This window comes from Roseateles sp. GW821-FHT09G03 (assembly GCF_059416045.1).
This window is the reverse complement of sequence record NZ_JBWKOK010000006.1, coordinates 443,574-460,920: the sequence shown is the minus strand read 5'-3', so window position 1 is coordinate 460,920 and position 17,347 is coordinate 443,574. Positions and strand designations below refer to the sequence as shown.

Below are 17,347 nucleotides of genomic sequence, written 5' to 3'. Positions count from 1 at the left end.
GCTCCCCGCTTCCCGTCCTCGAGGTCCCCATGCAGACGCAGAACCACATCGCCGGCCGCTGGTGCGACGCGGCCGCCGGCGACCGCTTTCCGGTCGTCGATCCCGCCGATGACAGCCTCATCACCGAGGTGCCCGACAGTCGCGCCGACGACGCGCTCGCCGCAGTCGACGCCGCGCACGCGGCCTTCGCCGGCTGGCGTACCGTGCCGGCCAAGCAGCGCGCCGCGATCCTCAAGCGTTGGAACGATCTGATCCTGCGCGACCAGGACCGCCTCGGCGCGCTGATCTCGCAGGAGCAGGGCAAGCCGCTGGCGGAAGGCCGCGCCGAGGTCGCCTATGCGGCGAGCTACGTCGAATGGTTCGCCGAGGAAGCGACGCGTTCCAACGGCGAGGTGATCCCCGCGCCGGTGCAGGGTCGTCGCATGCTCGCGCTGCGCGAGCCGGTCGGCGTCGTCGCCGCGATCACGCCGTGGAATTTTCCGGCCGCGATGATCGCGCGCAAGATCGCGCCGGCGCTGGCCGCCGGCTGCACGGTCGTCGCCAAGCCGGCCGAGGACACGCCGCTGACCTCGCTGGCGCTGGTGGCGCTGGCCGTCGAGGCCGGCCTGCCGCCGGGCGTGCTGAACATCGTGTGCGCGTCGCGCGAGCGCACGCCGGAGGTTGTCGACGTCTGGCTCGCCGACGCGCGCGTCCGCAAGATCACGTTCACCGGTTCGACGCCGGTCGGCAAGCACCTGGCGCGTGAATCAGCCTCGACGCTGAAGAAGCTGTCGCTGGAACTCGGCGGCAACGCGCCCTTCATCGTCTTCGACGACGCCGATGTGGACGCGGCCGTCGAGGGACTGATGGCGGCCAAGTTCCGCAACGGCGGTCAGACCTGCGTGTGCCCGAACCGCGTGTTCGCGCAGGCCGGCATCCACGACCTGTTCGTCGAGAAGCTCGCCGCGCGTGTTGGCGCGCTGAAGGTCGGGCCGGCCAGCCGGGCCGATTCGCAGATCGGTCCGATGATCAACGCCCGCGCGCTCGACAAGATCGAGCGCCACGTCGATGACGCCGTCGAGCGCGGCGCCCTGGTCATCACCGGTGGCGAGCGCGTGCGCAACGAAGTCGCGACGGGTCCCAACTACTTCGCCCCGACCGTGCTGACCGGCGCGACGACCGGGATGCTGCTCTGGCACGAGGAGACCTTCGGCCCCGTGGTGCCCGTGTTCCGTTTCGAGGACGAGGACGAGGTCGTCACCGCCGCGAACGACACGCCCTTCGGCCTGGCCGCCTACTTCTACACCCGCGACATCGCCCGCGCCTGGCGCGTCGCCGACGCGTTGGAGAGCGGCATCGTCGGCCTCAACGAGGGCGCGATCGCCGCCGAGTCCGCGCCGTTCGGCGGCGTCAAGGAATCCGGCTACGGCCGCGAGGGTTCCACGCACGGACTCGACGACTACCTCCACATCAAGTACGTTTGCCAGGGAGGTCTGTCGTGAGCGCATCCATGAACTTCTCCAACACCTTCAAGCAGGGCCTGGCCGCGCGCAAGCCGCAGGTCGGCCTCTGGCTGTCGATGGCGCAGGCGTACAGCGCCGAGGTCTGCGCGACCGCCGGTTTCCAGTGGCTGCTGATCGACGGCGAACACGCCCCCAATGAATTGACCAGCACGCTGCAGCAGCTGCAGGCGGTGGCGCCCTATCCCGCGCACCCGGTGGTGCGCGCGGTCAACGCGGACAAGGACGGCATCAAGAAGCTGCTCGACATCGGCGTGCAGACGCTGCTGGTGCCGATGATCGACACGGCCGAGCAGGCGGCGGTGGTGGTCGCCGCGACGCGTTATCCGCCGCTGGGCGTGCGCGGCGTGGGTGCCGCCGTGGCGCGCGCGTCGCGCTGGGGCCTGCGGCGCCAGTACCTCGATGAAGCCGACGGCGAGGCCTGCGTGCTGGTGCAGGCCGAGACCGCGACGGCGCTCAAGAACCTCGCGGCGATCTGCGCCGTGGACGGCGTCGACGGCGTGTTCATCGGGCCGGCGGACCTGGCGGCCTCGATGGGCCATCGCGGCAATCCGACGCATCCGGAAGTGCAGGCGGCCATCGACAACGCGATCCGCACCATCGTCGCCAGCGGCAAGGCCGCCGGCACGCTGACCGGCGACGCGAAACTCGCCCGCCACTACCTCTCGCTGGGCGCGACCTTCGTGGCGGTCGGTATCGACGTCACGCTGCTCGCACAGGCAACGCGCCGCCTTGCGGCAGACTTCGACCTGGCCCCGCCGTTGCCGGCCCCGACCGGCTCGCCTTACTGAACGCATTGAACGCACCGCCGCGCGCGGACCGCTGACGTCTCTGACGGCCATCTCCGCGCGCCTTCTGATCTCCGTTGAAAGCACGACCATGAGCAAGACGTACAAGATCGCCGTCATCCCCGGCGACGGCATCGGCAAGGAAGTGATGCCCGAAGGGCTGCGCGTGCTGGACGCCGCCGCGAAGCGCTTCGGCATCCAGTTCGAGTTCACCCACATCGAATGGGCCAGTTGCGACTACTACGCCGAGACCGGCCAGATGATGCCGGACGACTGGAAGGCGCAGCTGGAAGGCCAGGACGCGATCTTCTTCGGCGCGGTGGGCTGGCCGGCGACGGTGCCGGACCACATCTCGCTGTGGGGCTCGCTGCTGAAGTTCCGCCGCGAATTCGACCAGTACATCAACCTGCGTCCGGTGCGGCTCTTCGAAGGCGTGCCCTGCCCGCTGGCCAATCGCAAGCCGGGTGAGATCGACTACTTCGTGGTGCGCGAGAACACCGAGGGCGAGTACACCAACCTCGGCGGCATCATGTACGCGGGCACCGATCGCGAGATCGTGATCCAGGAGTCGGTCTACTCGCGCTTCGGCGCGGACCGGGTGCTGAAGTACGCGTTCGAGCTGGCGCAGAGCCGCGAGCGCAAGCACCTGACGGTGGCGACCAAGAGCAACGGCATCGCGATCTCGATGCCGTGGTGGGACGGCCGCGCGGACGCGGTCGGCGCCGGGTATCCGACGGTCACCGTGGACAAGCAGCACATCGACATCCTGAGCGCGCGCTTCGTGCTGCAGCCGGGCCGCTTCGACGTGGTGGTGGCGTCCAACCTGTTCGGCGACATCCTGTCGGACCTGGGTCCGGCGACGACCGGCACGATCGGCCTGGCGCCGTCGGCCAACCTGAATCCCGAGCGCAACTTCCCGTCGCTGTTCGAGCCGGTGCACGGCTCGGCGCCGGACATCTACGGCAAGAACATCGCGAACCCGGTCGCGATGATCTGGTCGGGCGCGCTGATGCTGCAGTTCCTCGGCGAGCAGGACGCGCATGACGCGATCCTGAAGGCGATCGAGAAGACGCTGGCGTCGGGGCCGCGGACGGGCGACCTCGGCGGCACCGCCAACACCACCGAGATGGGCAAGGCGATCGCTGAGTTGATCTGAGCCGCCAGGCTGGCTACAGCCAGCCGGCCTTTCTGAAGCGCCAGAAGAGGACGCCGCAGGTGGCCGCGATGACGCCGAGCGCGACCGGATATCCGAAGCGCCACTTCAGCTCCGGCATGACCTCGAAGTTCATGCCCCAGATGCCCGCGAAGGCCGTGGCCGCCGCGAAGATGCCGGCCCAGGCCGCGAGGCGCTTGGTGGTCTCCGAGTCCTCGATCGCCGCCATCGACAGGTGGACCTGAATGACGGTCGTCGCCGTGTCGCGCAGCGAGTCCAGCGCCGACTGCATGCGCTCCAGGTGGTCGTAGACATCGCGGAAGTACTCGCGCGTGTCTTCGCAGACCGGTGGCACGCGGCCGCGCACCAGCTTGCCCACGGCGTCCAGCAGCGGTGAGACCGCGTGCTTGACCACCGTGACGCGCTGCTTGAGTTCATACACGCGGCGGATGTTCTCGCGCGTGACGCCGGGCTCGAAGATCTGCGACTCGATTGCCTCGAGTTCCGTCTCCAGCGCCTCGATGACCGGGAAGTAGCGGTCCACGACCGCGTCCATGATCGCGTACATCACGAAGCCGGGACCGCGCTTGAGCATGTGCGGCTCCTTCTCCGCGCGGGCGCGCACGCCCAGCAGGCTCTGCGCCACCCGGTTGCGGATCGACAGCACGAAGTTGTTGCCGACGAAGATGGACACCTCGCCGGTGCAGAGCTCGTCGGTCGGCGTGAACTGCACGGTCTGCATCACGGCGAACAGCGTGTCGCCGTACTCCTCGACCTTGGGCCGCTGCTGGCCGTGCAACGCGTCCTCGACGGCGAGTTCGTGCAGGTCGAACTCCTCCTTCATCGCGAGGACCTCCTCGGACGACGCGTCGCGCAAGGCGACCCAGACGAAGCAGTCGGGCAGCTTGATGTAGTCGCTGATCTCTTCCGGCTGGATATCGGCCAGCCGGCGGCCGTCGCGGTAGGCGACACAGTTGATGAGCATGGTTCGTCTCGATCGTTCTTGAATGCGGAAACGCTCAGGCCGAGCGTAGCCCGATCGGCATCAAGGTCGCATCAAGAGAAACCGAGGGGAAGACGCCCAGTTCGAGGGGCCTCCGTCACAGCTCGTCGCATCGGGCTCAATCCGGCAACAGCTCGAGCACCTCGTCGCCGTGGCCGTCGCGCTCGCCGGTCGGACGCCAGCCGAGCCGGCGATAGAAGCCGTGCGAGCGATGCGCCGGGTTGGCCGAGCAGCCGAGGAACAGGCGCCGATGTCCCAACCCGCGCAGATGCGCGACGGTCCGGTCCAGCAGCGCCCGGCCGAGTCCGCGGCCCTCGTGCTCGGGCAGCAGCGCGAGCACGACGATCTCGCCGCTGCGGGCGTCGCCGAAGCAGTAGCCGGCCAGTACGCCGCCGGCTTCGGCGACGAAGCCCGGCAGCTCGCCGTCTCGGACCTGGCCCGACCAGGACGCTTCGGTGATGCCCAATTCAGCCAGGCGGGCCGCGGACACCGCGTTCTCGCGCGTGCGGCCGCGCAGCGCGATGCAGGCGGCGATGTCGGACGGCATGGCGGGGCGGAGGAAGAAGCTCATGTCTCTTCGTTGTTGAGCAGGTCAAGGTAGGCGGTGTACACCAGGATGCGCTGCCCTGCCGTTCCGCACACCGTCCGCACGATGGCCATCTCCTCGAGCACGGCGATGCCGCGCTCCAGGGCGGGCCGATCGGCGTGCAGGCAGGCCGCCATGTCATCGACCCTCGCCACCGGGTCGCCGGACAGCAGGTGGTGCACCCGGAGCGCGTCGTCCTCGGCCAGCATCACGATCCGCGCACCGTCCGCGTCGATCAGTCCCCTGATCGCCAGGGCCGTGTTCACGGCGTGCAGGGCCGTGACCTCCACCGCGGCGGCGAAGAAGGACAGCCACGACTCCCAGTCCCCATGCTCGCGCACGCCCTGAATCAGCCTGGCATAGGTGCTCCGGTGGGCATTGAGATAAAGCGAGGCGTAGAGCAGCGGCTCGCGCAGCACGCCTTCGCTGACCAGCATCAGCGGGATCAGGAGACGACCGAGACGGCCGTTTCCATCGAGATAGGGATGGATGGTCTCGAACTGCAGGTGCGCCATCGCCGCCTTGATCAGCGCGGGATGGCGCGCCGGCTGATCGTGGATGAACCGCTCCAGATCGGACAGGCAGCGATCGAGCCGGTGCGGTGGCGGCGGCACGAAAGGCGCGGCGGCTGGCGACCCCGCGCCGATCCAGTTCTGCGCGCGTCTCAGTTCGCCCGGCGCCATGGAGGCACCGTGGCCGTGGGTCATCAGCCGCCGGTGCATGTCGTTCATCAGCCGCGTGCCCATCGGCACGCCCTGCCGCATCTGGGCCAGACCGTGTTCCAGCGCCTGGACACCGCTGGACACCTGTCGCACGTCGTCCACCGGCGTGACGGGCACGCCGTCGGCTTCGTACAGCAGCAGGTCGGCCAGCGAGGACCGCGTGCCCTCGATGCGCGACGACATCACCGCCTCCTTGCGCGCGAAGTGGTGCAGCAGGACGGACGCCTCCGGCGTCAGCAGCGACAGGCCGTCCAGCCGCCCGAGCGCGAGGTGCGCGCCATAGAGGCGTTCCTGGAGGCCCGTATCCAGCACCAGCGAGGGCCGCGGCGGCAGGGGCGACGGCACGAAGGCCTCGCACACCTCGCCACCGGCGACGGAAGGTTCGTAGGTGCCCAGGGGTCCGCGTCGCATGACAGGCTCCGTCGTGGAGAAACCCGCGATGCTCCGCTTCCCCTCGGAAGTTTCAATGACCTAAATGCGCTAAATCGCCACTCGTGAAGGTCGGGACTCCACGAGCCGCCCGCCCGCCATCACGGCGATCCAGTCCGCCATCGCCTCGGCTTCCTCGGGATCGTGGGTGACCATCAGCGCGGTCTGGCCGGCGGCGGCCAGGATGTCGCGCACCTCGACGACAAGCCGGTCACGCGTTGACGTGTCGAGGTTGGAGAACGGCTCGTCGAGCAACAGCAGGCGCGGCGACGGCGCCAGCGCCCGCGCGAGCGCGATGCGCTGCTGTTGGCCGCCGGAGAGCTCATGCGGCATGCGCGAGCCGAGCGCCTCGAGTCCGACCAGCGCCAGCAGTTCGCGCACGCGGCGATCGCGCTCGGCGCCGGGCCGGCGGCGCAGTCCGAAGCCGACGTTGGCCGCCGCGGTCAGATGCGGGAACAGGGCGATCTCCTGGAACAGCAGCCCGACGCCGCGGTGCTCCGGCTCGACGTGCACGCCCGGGCCGGACAGCACGCGGCCGTCCAGCAACACCCGACCCTGGCTGAGCGGCTCAAACCCGGCGATCGCGCGCAGCGCCGTGCTCTTGCCGCAACCCGACGGCCCCAGCAGGCAGGCGATGCCGCCCAGCGGCACCGTCAGCGAGAGGCCGCTCAGGACCTCCGCTTCGGCGCCGGGATAGCGGACATGGAGGTTCTCGAGCGCAAGCGTGGTCATGTCGATGCCTTCATGGCGGTGAGCGCGGCGGGAGGCTCCGCCGCGGCGGTGGGGTCGGATGCCGGCGGCGCCGGAGACGCCGGGCCTGCGCGTTCCCGGCTCAGCAACAGCACCGCCGGCAGGCCGACCGCCACGATCAGCAGCGCCGCCAGCGCGCCGTGCTCATAGCTGCCGCGCGCGGCCTCGGCGTAGAGGAGCGTCGGCAGCGTCTCGACGTTGGCGGGCCGCAGGAGCAGCGACGCGGGGAGTTCCTTCATCACGTCGATGAAGACGAGCAGCGCGCTCGCCGTGAGCGCCGGGCGCAGCAGCGGCAGGTGGACACGGCGCAGCGTCCCGAGCGGCGTTTCGCCGAGACTGCGCGCGACCTGCTCCAACGGCGCGGGCACGCGGGCCAGGCCCGCCTCGACCCCACCGATCGGCAGCGCGAGGAAACGCATTGCGCAAGCGACGACGAGCACCACGCCGAGGCTCATCAGCGGCAGGCCCCTCAGCCCCAGCGCGCCGGCGATCCAGCCGTCGACGGCCAGCGCGGGCGGCAGCAGCCCGATCGCCAGAACCGTGCCGGGAATCGCGTAACCCAGCGCGGCGCTGCCCAGCCACCATGCGCGACGGCGCCCTGCCCCACCCGTCGAGCGGGCCGCCCAGGCGACCACCAGGCCGGCCACGACGGCGATCGCCGTCACGCCCAGCGCCAAACCCGCGGAATGCATCGCGCCGGAGACGACCTCCGGCGACAGGCCGTGACCTTCCGCCGCCCGCTTCCAGGCCAGCACCGCCAGATGCCCCGCAGGCAGGACGAAGCCGATCAACACGGGCAACGACGCCGCCGCGGTCGCCAGCCACGCCGGGGCGCCGCGCAACCGGCGGCGCGGCGCGGCGCGCATCGCGCGCACGCTGCCGGCCCGTTGGCGGCGACGCCCCTGCCGCTCCAGCCACACCAGCAGCGCGACCATCGCCAGCATCGCGCAGGCGATCTGCGCGGCCGCGCCGAGGTCGGAGCGCGTCACCCAGGTCGTGTAGATCGTCGTGGTCAAGGTGGTCACGCCGAGGAACTCGGACGCGCCGACGTCGTTCAGGACTTCCAGCAGCACCAGGCCCACGCCGACCGCGAGCGCCGGCCGCGCCATCGGCAGCGCCACGCGCCGGAACGCGCCCCACGGCCCTTCGCCGAGCAGCCGTGCCGCCTCCATCAGGCGGGCGGGCTGCGTCGAGAACATCGCGCGCAGGCTCAGGTAGACGTAGGGATAGAGGACCGCCGAGAGCACCAGCACCGCGCCGCCCATCGAGCGGGCATCGGGCAGGCGGAACTGGCGCGGCGAGCCGACCCCGAGCAGCGCGCGCACGGCGCCCTGGAACGGTCCGATCGGATGCAGCAGGTCGACGTAGCTGTAGGCCGCGATGTAGGTCGGCACGGTCAGCGGCAGCAGCAGCGCCCAGTTCAGCACCGCGCGACCGGGGAAGTCGACACGCGTCACGAGCCACGCGCAACCGGTGCCGACGACGGCCGTCAGCAGGCCGACACCGGTCAGCAGTGTCGCCGTCTGCGCCGCCGCGCGCGGGAGCACGTGCTCGAACAGGTGGGACCAGTGCCCGGCTCCGGCGCCCAGCGCCGTCCATGCCAGCGCCCCCAGCGGCGCCAGCACGACGAGCGCGATGACCAGGGCCGTCGCGCTCCACAGCGGGCCGACCGCGCGCGGCCGGCCGAAGACGATCCTCACGCCGTCACTGATCGAAGGCGACCTTGTCGATCAGCAGGCTGGCCTGCTTGCGGTGACGCGCGATCTCCGTCAGCGGCAGCGCATCGGCCTTCACCGGGCCGATCGCCGACTGGATCAAGGGATCCAGCGTGACGCCGGCGCGCACCGGGTGCTCGTAGTTGGTCTGGGCGTAGAGCTGCTGCGCCGGCTCCGACACCAGGAACTCCATCAGCGCCTGCGCGGCCGCCTTGTTCGGCGCGTGCTTCGCCAGCGCGGCGCCGCTGATGTTGACGTGCGTGCCCGCGCCCTTCGCGAAGGTGGGCTTCAGCACCTGGATGCCGTCGCCCCACTTGCGCGCGTCGCTGCCCGGCTTGGACGACTTCATCTGGCCGACGTAGTACGAGTTGGCCAGCCCCACATCGCAGATGCCGCCGAGGATGTCGCGCGCCACGTCGCGGTCGCCGCCCGTCGGCTTGCGGCCGAGATTGGCCTTCAGGCCGCGCAGCCACTGCTCGGTCTTCGCTTCGCCGTCGTGCGCGATCATCGCGGCGACCAGGGCCGTGTTGTACGGATGCTGGCCCGAGCGCGTGCAGACCTTGCCCTTCCACTTCGGGTCGGCCAGGTCCTCATAACGGATCGCGCCGGTCTTCAAGGACGGATCGGCGTAGAGCACGCGGGCCCGCAGCGACAGCGCGGTCCACTGGCCATCGGCCGCGCGGAGGTTGGCCGGCACGGCCGCGTTCACCTCGGCCGACGTCAACGGCTGCGTCACGCCGCCTTCCACGAGGTCGACGAGGTTGCCGACGTCGACGGTCATCAGCAGGTCGGCCGGCGAGCGCGCGCCCTCGGCCTTCACGCGCTCCAGCAACCCGTCCTTCACGAACACCGTGTTGACCTTGGTCCCCGTCTTCGCGGTGAATGCCGACAGCAGCGGCTGGACGAGCGCGACCTCGCGCGTCGTGTAGAGCGTCAGTTCGCCGCCGGCCGGCACGTTGGCTTGCGCAACACCTGGCACCAGCGCGATCGCGGCCATCGCGACCGTGGCGGCGGCCCCGACCGGGCGGAGGGAGGAACGGAAGGAAGGGGCGGAACGGCGCATCGTCTTGTCTCTTTCTCAGGCGTCCCGACGAAAACGGGGACGGGGCGAGCCGGAACCTCGGGCTCCGTCGATGAGAACGACTCTCATCTGGAAGACGCGCAATGTAGGCGCCCTGTTCGCGAGAAGGAAGGAGACAAAAGCTGCGAGGGTCCGCAGGGATTACCGGGTCCCGGACGGCCGTGACGCCAGCGCACGGCTTCAGGCTGTCTTCAGGCCGCTGCAGTTGCCTGCGGCAGCGCCCGCGCGCCGGCGGCGATGACGTCGGAGATCTCCCCGATCACCTGCCGAAGCCAGCGCTGCGCCGGGTCGGGCTCGGCGCGGATGTGCCAGACCTGGCTGATGTCGATGCCGCGCAGCGCGAAAGGCAGGTTCCGGCAGGCGAGCTGGCCGGCAAAGCCGGTCGCCGGCACGAAGCTGTCCGGCAGCACCGTGATCAGGTCGGACTGCTGCACCGCCATCGTGCCGGTGAAGAAGCTGTTGACCGTCATCGCCACGCGGCGCTTGCGGCCGATCGTCGCCAGCGCGTCGTCGACGAAGCCGTGCGCGCGGCCCGCGAAGCTCACCCGCAGGTGCTGCGCGGCGCAGTACGCGTCCAGCGTCAGCGCGCCGGGCTCGGCCAGCGGGTGGTCGGCGCGCATGACGCAGACGTAGCGGCTCGCATAAAGCGCCTCGCGGCGGAAGGCGGTGCTGTCGTCCTCGATCAGCAGCTGCTCGGTCAGATCGGGGAAGAAGCCGATCGCCAGGTCGGCCCAGCCCTGCTCCAGCAGTTCGCGCGGGTCGCGGGTCGTCAGCGGCACGACGCGCAGGCCGACATGGATGCCTTCTTCCAGGAAGCGCCGGCTCAGCTGCGGCACGACCAGCGCCGCGGTCGCGTCCGCCATCGCCAGCGTGAAGCTGACCGTGTTGCCGGCGGCGCGCGGGTCGAAGACCTGCGGCTCCAGCGCCTGCTGCAGCGCGGACAGCGCGCGGCGGACCACCGGCCAGAGCGACTGGGCGTGGGGCGTCGGCTCGACGCCGGTGGAGCTCGGGATGAAAAGCTCCTCGTGGGTGGCCTCGCGCAGGCGTCTCAGCGCGTTGCTGACGGCCGGCTGGGTGATGGCCAGCCGGTGCGCGGCGCGGGTGACGTGGCGTTCCTCCATCACCACGTCGAAGACGCGCAGCAGGTTCAGGTCCAGCGTCCGGAAGTTGACGGGGCGAGGGGTGCTCATGGGGCGGATGCTAATTCCGTCACGGGTCATTTCCGGCCGTGATGACGCGATTCCCAAGTGCAATTGGCGTGCCGTACGTGAAAACCGCAATATGACGTCCATGGCGCCACGGCCACCCGCCGAGCGCCACCGAACATCACCTCAGAAGGGAACCGCCATGACCACCACCACGCTGAATGTCCAAGTGATGGCTGCCGACGCAGCCCGTGCGCGCACCGCGAGCGCCGCCGGCGAGCGTCTGGTGAGCCTGGCCCTGCGCGCCGGCCACGCCGTTGTCGAATTCGTCCACGCCGCCGTCGAGCTGCGCCCCCGCGAAGCCGTCCTGCAAGCCGCCGCCGAGCAGTCGGCCGAGCGTCCGGACCTGGCCTTCTCGCTGCGCCGCGTCGCCCGCAACGGCTGGATGATGTACTGAACCGTGTTTCTTCAGGACGCCTGACCAGCGTCCGCTCCTGCAAGGAAGAGCCGGGCCGCGAGGTCCGGCTTTTTTCTTTGTCGCGGGGACGCTGCACACCGGGTGTCGCGCGACAGCCGGACCTGCAGGTTTGAGGGAGTGCGCGAGTCGTGATCCGTCAAATCCGGGAACGAGGAGACGCCCGTCCCCGGCGATTTGATCGGGGTCAAGAACTTCTCCGAGCAGCATCGATGCCTTGTTGTTGGAAGAACGAGGTAAGCGATGCAGGACATGAACGAGTTGATAGACCGGTGTGGGTTCCTGGACGCCTACAACGCGAATGTCGATTCGCTGCTGCCTCGCAGCTTGGCCGACACGCTGCATCGCACCGCGCGTTGGGAGAACGGTCCCCATCACTTCGACGGTGCCTTGACCCTCATGACCGAATTCCTGACGGAGTTCTGCTGGTCGTCGTCGAAGCTGGAAGGCTGCCGATTCACCTTGGCGGAGACCGCCTCGCTGCTGAAGCTGGAAGATCGGCTGCAGACGGAGGCTGCGGAACGGAGCGAAGAAGCGCGGATCGTCGTGAATCACAAGCGGGCGCTAGAGCTGATGGTCTTCGACACCCACCCGGACCGCGTGAGCGTCAGTCTGCTCCAGGACCTTCAGGGTCGACTGATGGATGGGCTGCTGCCGCCGGAGCAATGTGGCCGGGTGCGCGACATCGCGGTTCGCGTGACCGGGACAGCCTACAAGCCGGGTCAGGTTCGCGCGCTGCTCGAGGAAATGCTCGCGCAGATCGCCGTCAAGGCAGCAGCGATCCGCAATCCGGTCGAAGCCGCCTTCTTCCTCTGGATCCACGTCGCCTACCTGCAAGCCTTCGCCGACGGCAACAAGCGCACCGGTCGGCTGTCTGCGAACATGCCGCTGCTGGCCGGGCATTGCGCGCCGCTGAGCTTCGGCGGCGTCGAGGCGAGCGACTACGTGGTGGCGATGCTCGGCGTCTATGAACGCAATGACGTGTCCGTGGCGGTCGATCTCTTCGAATGGCTCTACCGCCGCTCGATGCAGAAATATCCGTGGATGTTGGGTTAACAATCGCCGCATGTCCGACGTCTCCCTTCTCGACGCTGCCACCTTCGCCGGCGCGCATGCGCTGGCGATCTACGGCGCGCTGCTGGTCCTGGTGACCGGCACGACCTGGCTGGCCGCGCGTGCCCTGCTGCCGGACCGCGGAGGACAGGCCGCCGCACCCGAGCCGCTCTCTCCGGCCTCGCTGCTGCTGCGCTTCACGGCGGGCTTCGCCTTCATCGTCGGCGGCGCGATGCTGTTCGCGGAGATCGCGGAGGAGCTCCACACCGAGCAGACGCTCGGCCAGCTCGACGAGGCCTTCATCGTCGCGATGATCGACCGCGTCCCGGACCTCGCGCTGCACGCGTTCTACCTGATCACCTTCGTCGGCAACCGGGAGACGCTGATCACGCTGGGCATCACGATGGCCGTGGTGCTGCTGCTCCTGCGCCGCCGCGGGCTGGCGCTCGGCTGGGCGCTCGCGATGCTGGGCAACGCCGCGCTGAATCCGACGCTGAAGCAGATCTTCGAGCGCGCCCGCCCCGTGCATCCGACCCATTGGCTGACCGAGGAAGGATTCAGCTTCCCCAGCGGCCACAGCTCCGGCACGGTGATCGCGATGGGGATGCTCGCCTACCTCGCCGTGCGGCTGCTGCCGCGGCGCTGGCATGTGCCAGCGTGGATCGCGGCAGCCGGGCTGGCGTTCTCGGTCGGCGCCAGCCGCATCTTCCTGCGCGTGCATTTCCCGAGCGACGTGCTGGCCGGTTTCGCCTCCGGCGCCGCGTGGCTCACCGTGTCGATCGTGAGCATCGAATTCGCGCGCTGGGCGCGCCGCCGCAGACGCGCCGGGCGTCAGGCGAGCGGCGTCGAATTCACGCGCTGAAAGAGGCCGGCGGTCTCGTCCACATCCCAGCGTTCGACGACGGCCGTGCGACCCGGGCCGGTCCGGATCACGTTCACGGAATTCGGAATCCCGCCGCGTACCCGGATGCTCAGCGACGTGCCCGCCTGCACCGCCCAGACCGGATGCGGCAGGTCTTTCCGGCGCTCGTGCAGCGGCAGCACATAGGGCAGATGGATATGCCCGCCGACCACGGCGTCCGCGCCCGCTTCCGACCAGCGCCGCACCGCCTTCGCGTGACCGCGCAGCAGGTTTGAAACGTCCACCGTCTGGGTCACCGCGACCGGCTGATGCACCGCCACGAGGCGCACCTGCCCGGGCCGCGCGCGCGCCAGCCGCTGCGCGGTGCGCTCGATCTGCGGATCGGACACCTCGCCGTTCTTGTGCCGATAGCGGCGCGTCGTGTTGAGCGCGACGACGAGCAGGTCGTCGGACTCGAACTCGCCGTCCTCGGCAGGCCCGAACGCCCGTTCATAGCGTCGATACGGATGCAGCAGCCGCGTGGCCACCGCGTACAGCGGGATGTCGTGGTTCCCCGGGATGACCAGCCGCGCCGGCACGCCGAGCTTGTCGACGAAGGCCCTCGCCCGCGAGAACTCGATCGGTCGCGCGCGCTGCGTGATGTCGCCGGTGATCAGCAGCAGGTCGGGTGTCAACTCGCCGCAGAGCCGCTCCAGCGCCCCCACCGCCATCGGCCGCTCGGTGCCGAAATGCGGGTCGGACATCTGCAGCACGACCGTCATCGACCGGGCTCCGTGGTCTCTGCTTCGGCCGAGGCCGCCGGGGCGATGCCGCCCATGGCGGCCTGCGCCTGCCGGCGTTCTTCCGACAGTCCGTCCGGGCGGATCAGCATCAGCGGCTGCGGGGCCACCTCGAAGCGCACCGGCAGGCGCATCCACAGCACTTCGCCGTCGGTGGCGACCTTCACGCGTCGCGCGCCGAATCGCCGGCTGCGCACGGTCAGGCGCGTGAAGGGGAAGTTGACGATCTGGTCCGCCTCGGCGAGCTTGCCCATCGCTCCGCGGGCCAGCACCTTCAACAAGCCCCAGCGGCCGACCGGCTTGAGCATCACGCCGGCCAGCTCGCCGCGATCGATGGCCTGCGCCTCCGGCAGGCCGACCTGCTCCATTTGGAGCGCGTTGTTGCCGACGAACACGGTCGGCGTGCGGACCTGCCTCGGTTGTCCGTGCATCTCGATGGTGAGACCGAGGCTGCGATGGCCTCGCAGGATGGTCGCCAGCACGGCGCCGACGGCAATCAGGCGGCTGCGGCCGAACTGCTGCTTCCAGACCTCGCGGTCCTCGAGCGATTGCGAGTAGAGCCCGAGACTCGCGTTGACGTTGAAGACCCGATCGTTGAGCAGGCCCACCTGGACGGGCGACGGACTCTCTTCGAGCAGCACGCGCAGCGCGCCGTCGAGATCGGACGGAATCCCGTGCGTCCGGGCAAAGTAGTTGAAGGTGCCGCGCGGCAGCACGCCGAAGGTGCAACCGCTGCCGAGCACTTCCTGGACGACGCCGTTGATCGTGCCGTCCCCGCCCGCGGCGACCACGACACCGTCGACTTCGCGGGCGCGGCGCACGGCCTCGCGGGCCGTCTCGGCCAGCTTGCCGGGTGCCTCGATGGGCAGCAGGTGAACCTCGCGCCCGGCCGCGCGGCAGGCCGCCTCGACGGCGGGGCCGACCTCATCGCGATTGCCACGGCCCGAGGCGCGGTTGAAGACGACGAAGAGCGGCGGAAGACGGGACGCTGTCGGCTGGGACATGGGCGATGAGGCGCGCGGCGAGGCGGAAAGCGGGAACGATAACCGTCCTGGCAAGCCGGACGCCCGCAGATCCTCGACCGCGCAAGGGCGGCTGCGACTGCGGCCGCAACGCCCGGCCCCCCTGCCCGCCCCGTTGGGCGGCGAGGCCGGGACCGGTCCCGCGCCGTTCAGACGCCGCCGGGCAGCGGCGCTTCCGGATGCACCAGCTTGGCCTGACGCAGTTCACGCCAGAAGTCCACCGGCACCTTCTCGTTCAACGCGGCGCGATCCTCGGCGAGACGGCTCGGCTGGCTCGCGCCGGGAATCACAGCGGCGACTGCAGGATTGGCGAGCGAGAACTGCAGCCCCGCCGCCTTCATGCTGATGCCATGACGATCGGCGATCGCCTTGATGCGGGCGACCTTGTCGAGGATCGCCGGCGTGGCGGGCGCGTACTCGAAGTTCGGCCCACCGACCAATGCGCCCGAGCTGTACGGTCCGCCGACGACGATGCCGAGTCCCTGCGCGGTGACCTCCGGCATCACGCGCTGCAGCGCACGCTCATGGTCGAGCAGCGTGTAGCGGCCGGCGAGCAGGAAGCCGTCGGGCCGCGCGCTGTCCAGTGCCATCACCAGCTCGATCGGTTCAACGCGGTTGACGCCCAGCCCCCAGGCCTTGATCACGCCCTCGTCGCGCAGCCGGTCCAGCGCCTTGAACGCGCCCTTGCGCGCGCCTTCGAACACGCCCAGCCACTCGTCGCCGTAGAAGTCCTGCGCGACGTCGTGCACCCAGACGATCTCGATGCGATCAGTCTTCAGACGCTTGAGGCTGTCCTCGATCGAGCGCAGCGTCGCGTCCTCGGAGTAGTCGTTGACGATCTTGTTGGGGCGCCCGTACTTGAAGACGTCGCCCTTCTCGCCGTTGTCGCGGGCGCTGACGTCCTCGACCTCGTCGAGGATCAGGCGGCCGACCTTGGTGCTGATGACGTAGTCGTCGCGCTTGCGGTCGGCGAGCGCGTCGCCCATGCGGATCTCGGCGAGGCCGGCGCCGTAGAACGGCGCGTTGTCGAAGTAGCGGATGCCGTCGTTCCAGGCGGCGTCGACGGTGGCACGGGCTTCGGCCTCGGGGATGTCGCGGAACATGTTGCCCAGCGGGGCGGTGCCGAATCCCAGCTTGCCGGGGAGCAGGTCTTTCAGAGCCATGGGAAGTCCTTTCGGGAAGAGTGGCTTGATCCCAATTTAGGGGCTGAACCGCGATTCATGAAATTGAATCGGTGAACTCCGGATATTTGCGGATCGCATACCCGCCCGTCTATTGCTCGAAAGGGCTAGCGGCCGCCCTTCATCAACGCCGTCACCAACGCAATCACCCCGGGCTGCTGCAACGCCTGCGCCGAGTGACAGAGCATCAGCGTCCGGCGCGCCCACGGCTCATCGAGGCGGACGACCTGGACGCCCGCCGTCCGCTCGCGTTCCGCCGCGCTGCGCGACATCACCGCCACGCCCGCGCCGGCCTCGACCAGCCGGACGATCGCCTCGAAGCCGGACACGCGCACGCGGTGGTGTGGCACGCGACCGCTGCGCGCGGCCTGCGCCAGCAGGTAGCGGCTCAGTCCGGCGTCGGCGCCGAGGCCGACGAAGGGACGATCCAGCAGCTCGATGAAACGCACGCTCTTGGGCGCCCTTCCCCGCTTGACCGCGGGCAGCAGCGCGACCAGTTCGTCCTCCACCCAGGGCCGCGCCGTCAGCCCCGTCGTGTCGACGTGGTTGGTGACGATCACGACATCGGCAACGCCTTCGCGCAGGGCCTGCAGCGCGGCGTCGCTCGGCGCCTCCTGCAGCTCGACGTCGATGTCCGGATGCTCCGCAAGGAAGCGGCCGAGCCGCGGCGGCAGCGCCTCGACCAGTGCCGCGGTGTTGCCGAGCAGGCGCACCGTGCCGCGCAGCCCGCGGCCGAAGGCCGACATCTCGATGTGCAGCGAATCCAGCTCGGACAGCACCCGCCGAGCCTGGCGCGACAGCGCCCGCCCCGCGTCGGTCGCCACGACGCCGGCCTTGGAGCGGTCCAGCAGCCGCACACCGACCCGGTGCTCGAGCCCCTTCAGGCGCGCGCTCGCCGCTGCCAGCGACAGGCTCATCGCCGCCGCGCCGGCGGTGATCGAGCCGTTCGCGACGACGGCCTCGAACAGCTGCAGATCGAAGGGATCGACGCGGTAGTCGATCGGGCGGGCGGTAGAGCGCGTTGCGGTCATCGAGGCCATCCGGGTCATCCTCTTGCGAACGCGAAGGATATCCGCCGTACATCGAGATCGACACTGAACCCGC

General features: G+C 69.9%; 17 protein-coding genes. 6 read left to right on the top strand and 11 right to left on the bottom strand.

Annotated elements, in window-relative coordinates; translation table 11 throughout:
- Positions 1-29 precede the first annotated feature (29 nt).
- The 3 genes from AC07OZ_RS22915 to AC07OZ_RS22905 all read left to right on the top strand — a co-directional run bounded on the left by AC07OZ_RS22915 (position 30) and on the right by AC07OZ_RS22905 (position 3,443).
- Complete coding sequence (locus AC07OZ_RS22915; protein ID WP_495469364.1) at positions 30-1,481, top strand: NAD-dependent succinate-semialdehyde dehydrogenase; 1,452 nt, start codon at positions 30-32, stop codon at positions 1,479-1,481.
- Between the two features lie 8 nt (positions 1,482-1,489).
- Positions 1,490-2,290, top strand: a complete 801-nt coding sequence (gene hpaI / locus AC07OZ_RS22910) for a 4-hydroxy-2-oxoheptanedioate aldolase (protein ID WP_495469408.1) — start codon at positions 1,490-1,492, stop codon at positions 2,288-2,290.
- 88 nt (positions 2,291-2,378) lie between these two features.
- The gene (locus AC07OZ_RS22905; protein WP_495469363.1) at positions 2,379-3,443 is read left to right on the top strand and encodes a tartrate dehydrogenase; all 1,065 of its coding nucleotides are present in this window, start codon (positions 2,379-2,381) and stop codon (positions 3,441-3,443) included.
- Between the two features lie 13 nt (positions 3,444-3,456).
- On the opposite strand, the gene corA is transcribed toward AC07OZ_RS22905, so the two are convergent.
- The 7 genes from corA to AC07OZ_RS22870 form a co-directional block, all read right to left on the bottom strand.
- Positions 3,457-4,425 (bottom strand): magnesium/cobalt transporter CorA, encoded by a 969-nt coding sequence (gene corA, locus AC07OZ_RS22900; protein ID WP_495469362.1) that lies wholly within the window; start codon positions 4,423-4,425, stop codon positions 3,457-3,459.
- A 136-nt stretch (positions 4,426-4,561) separates the two neighbouring features.
- Entirely contained in the window at positions 4,562-5,014 is a 453-nt protein-coding gene (locus AC07OZ_RS22895) for a GNAT family N-acetyltransferase (RefSeq protein ID WP_495469361.1), read from the bottom strand.
- Complete coding sequence (locus AC07OZ_RS22890; protein WP_495469360.1) at positions 5,011-6,162, bottom strand: Fic family protein; 1,152 nt, start codon at positions 6,160-6,162, stop codon at positions 5,011-5,013. Before AC07OZ_RS22890 ends, AC07OZ_RS22895 begins: the two co-directional genes overlap by 4 nt.
- A 69-nt stretch (positions 6,163-6,231) precedes the next feature.
- The gene (locus AC07OZ_RS22885; protein WP_495469359.1) at positions 6,232-6,912 is read right to left on the bottom strand and encodes an ABC transporter ATP-binding protein; all 681 of its coding nucleotides are present in this window, start codon (positions 6,910-6,912) and stop codon (positions 6,232-6,234) included.
- Complete coding sequence (locus tag AC07OZ_RS22880; protein ID WP_495469407.1) at positions 6,909-8,624, bottom strand: ABC transporter permease; 1,716 nt, start codon at positions 8,622-8,624, stop codon at positions 6,909-6,911. Before AC07OZ_RS22880 ends, AC07OZ_RS22885 begins: the two co-directional genes overlap by 4 nt.
- Positions 8,625-8,634: 10 nt before the next feature.
- Positions 8,635-9,708 carry an extracellular solute-binding protein gene (locus tag AC07OZ_RS22875; protein ID WP_495469358.1) on the bottom strand — a complete coding sequence of 358 codons (1,074 nt, stop codon included), beginning with the start codon at positions 9,706-9,708 and terminating at the stop codon, positions 8,635-8,637.
- A 209-nt stretch (positions 9,709-9,917) separates the two neighbouring features.
- The gene (locus tag AC07OZ_RS22870; protein WP_495469357.1) at positions 9,918-10,916 is read right to left on the bottom strand and encodes a LysR family transcriptional regulator; all 999 of its coding nucleotides are present in this window, start codon (positions 10,914-10,916) and stop codon (positions 9,918-9,920) included.
- A 157-nt stretch (positions 10,917-11,073) separates the two neighbouring features.
- Here AC07OZ_RS22870 and AC07OZ_RS22865 point away from each other — a divergent pair, with 157 nt between their 5' ends.
- The 3 genes from AC07OZ_RS22865 (at position 11,074) to AC07OZ_RS22855 (ending at position 13,261) form a co-directional block, all read left to right on the top strand.
- Positions 11,074-11,328: a hypothetical protein gene (locus tag AC07OZ_RS22865; RefSeq protein ID WP_495469356.1), complete on the top strand. Its 255-nt coding sequence runs from the start codon at positions 11,074-11,076 to the stop codon at positions 11,326-11,328.
- A 270-nt stretch (positions 11,329-11,598) separates the two neighbouring features.
- Positions 11,599-12,402: a Fic family protein gene (locus tag AC07OZ_RS22860; protein ID WP_495469355.1), complete on the top strand. Its 804-nt coding sequence runs from the start codon at positions 11,599-11,601 to the stop codon at positions 12,400-12,402.
- 10 nt (positions 12,403-12,412) lie between these two features.
- Positions 12,413-13,261, top strand: coding sequence for a phosphatase PAP2 family protein (locus AC07OZ_RS22855; protein ID WP_495469354.1), 849 nt, complete (start codon positions 12,413-12,415; stop codon positions 13,259-13,261).
- Here the strand turns inward: AC07OZ_RS22855 and AC07OZ_RS22850 are convergent.
- From AC07OZ_RS22850 to AC07OZ_RS22835, 4 genes are all read right to left on the bottom strand, one after another.
- Positions 13,231-14,022, bottom strand: coding sequence for a metallophosphoesterase family protein (locus AC07OZ_RS22850; RefSeq protein ID WP_495469353.1), 792 nt, complete (start codon positions 14,020-14,022; stop codon positions 13,231-13,233). The two genes, AC07OZ_RS22855 and AC07OZ_RS22850, sit on opposite strands and share 31 nt — an antisense overlap.
- Complete coding sequence (locus AC07OZ_RS22845; RefSeq protein ID WP_495469352.1) at positions 14,019-15,044, bottom strand: diacylglycerol/lipid kinase family protein; 1,026 nt, start codon at positions 15,042-15,044, stop codon at positions 14,019-14,021. The genes AC07OZ_RS22850 and AC07OZ_RS22845 overlap by 4 nt, the downstream gene beginning before the upstream one ends.
- Before the next feature lie 167 nt (positions 15,045-15,211).
- Positions 15,212-16,225, bottom strand: a complete 1,014-nt coding sequence (locus AC07OZ_RS22840; RefSeq protein WP_495469351.1) for an aldo/keto reductase — start codon at positions 16,223-16,225, stop codon at positions 15,212-15,214.
- Between the two features lie 125 nt (positions 16,226-16,350).
- Entirely contained in the window at positions 16,351-17,274 is a 924-nt protein-coding gene (locus AC07OZ_RS22835) for a LysR substrate-binding domain-containing protein (protein WP_495469350.1), read from the bottom strand.
- Positions 17,275-17,347: the final 73 nt, after the last annotated feature.

Coding starts and splice junctions, on each gene's coding strand:
- AC07OZ_RS22915 (WP_495469364.1), top strand. CDS start 30: ATGCAGACGCAGAACCACATCGCCGGCCGCTGGTGCGACGCGGCCGCC.
- hpaI (WP_495469408.1), top strand. CDS start 1,490: ATGAACTTCTCCAACACCTTCAAGCAGGGCCTGGCCGCGCGCAAGCCG.
- AC07OZ_RS22905 (WP_495469363.1), top strand. CDS start 2,379: ATGAGCAAGACGTACAAGATCGCCGTCATCCCCGGCGACGGCATCGGC.
- corA (WP_495469362.1), bottom strand. CDS start 4,425: ATGCTCATCAACTGTGTCGCCTACCGCGACGGCCGCCGGCTGGCCGAT.
- AC07OZ_RS22895 (WP_495469361.1), bottom strand. CDS start 5,014: ATGAGCTTCTTCCTCCGCCCCGCCATGCCGTCCGACATCGCCGCCTGC.
- AC07OZ_RS22890 (WP_495469360.1), bottom strand. CDS start 6,162: ATGCGACGCGGACCCCTGGGCACCTACGAACCTTCCGTCGCCGGTGGC.
- AC07OZ_RS22885 (WP_495469359.1), bottom strand. CDS start 6,912: ATGACCACGCTTGCGCTCGAGAACCTCCATGTCCGCTATCCCGGCGCC.
- AC07OZ_RS22875 (WP_495469358.1), bottom strand. CDS start 9,708: ATGCGCCGTTCCGCCCCTTCCTTCCGTTCCTCCCTCCGCCCGGTCGGG.
- AC07OZ_RS22870 (WP_495469357.1), bottom strand. CDS start 10,916: ATGAGCACCCCTCGCCCCGTCAACTTCCGGACGCTGGACCTGAACCTG.
- AC07OZ_RS22865 (WP_495469356.1), top strand. CDS start 11,074: ATGACCACCACCACGCTGAATGTCCAAGTGATGGCTGCCGACGCAGCC.
- AC07OZ_RS22860 (WP_495469355.1), top strand. CDS start 11,599: ATGAACGAGTTGATAGACCGGTGTGGGTTCCTGGACGCCTACAACGCG.
- AC07OZ_RS22855 (WP_495469354.1), top strand. CDS start 12,413: ATGTCCGACGTCTCCCTTCTCGACGCTGCCACCTTCGCCGGCGCGCAT.
- AC07OZ_RS22850 (WP_495469353.1), bottom strand. CDS start 14,022: ATGACGGTCGTGCTGCAGATGTCCGACCCGCATTTCGGCACCGAGCGG.
- AC07OZ_RS22845 (WP_495469352.1), bottom strand. CDS start 15,044: ATGTCCCAGCCGACAGCGTCCCGTCTTCCGCCGCTCTTCGTCGTCTTC.
- AC07OZ_RS22840 (WP_495469351.1), bottom strand. CDS start 16,225: ATGGCTCTGAAAGACCTGCTCCCCGGCAAGCTGGGATTCGGCACCGCC.
- AC07OZ_RS22835 (WP_495469350.1), bottom strand. CDS start 17,274: ATGACCGCAACGCGCTCTACCGCCCGCCCGATCGACTACCGCGTCGAT.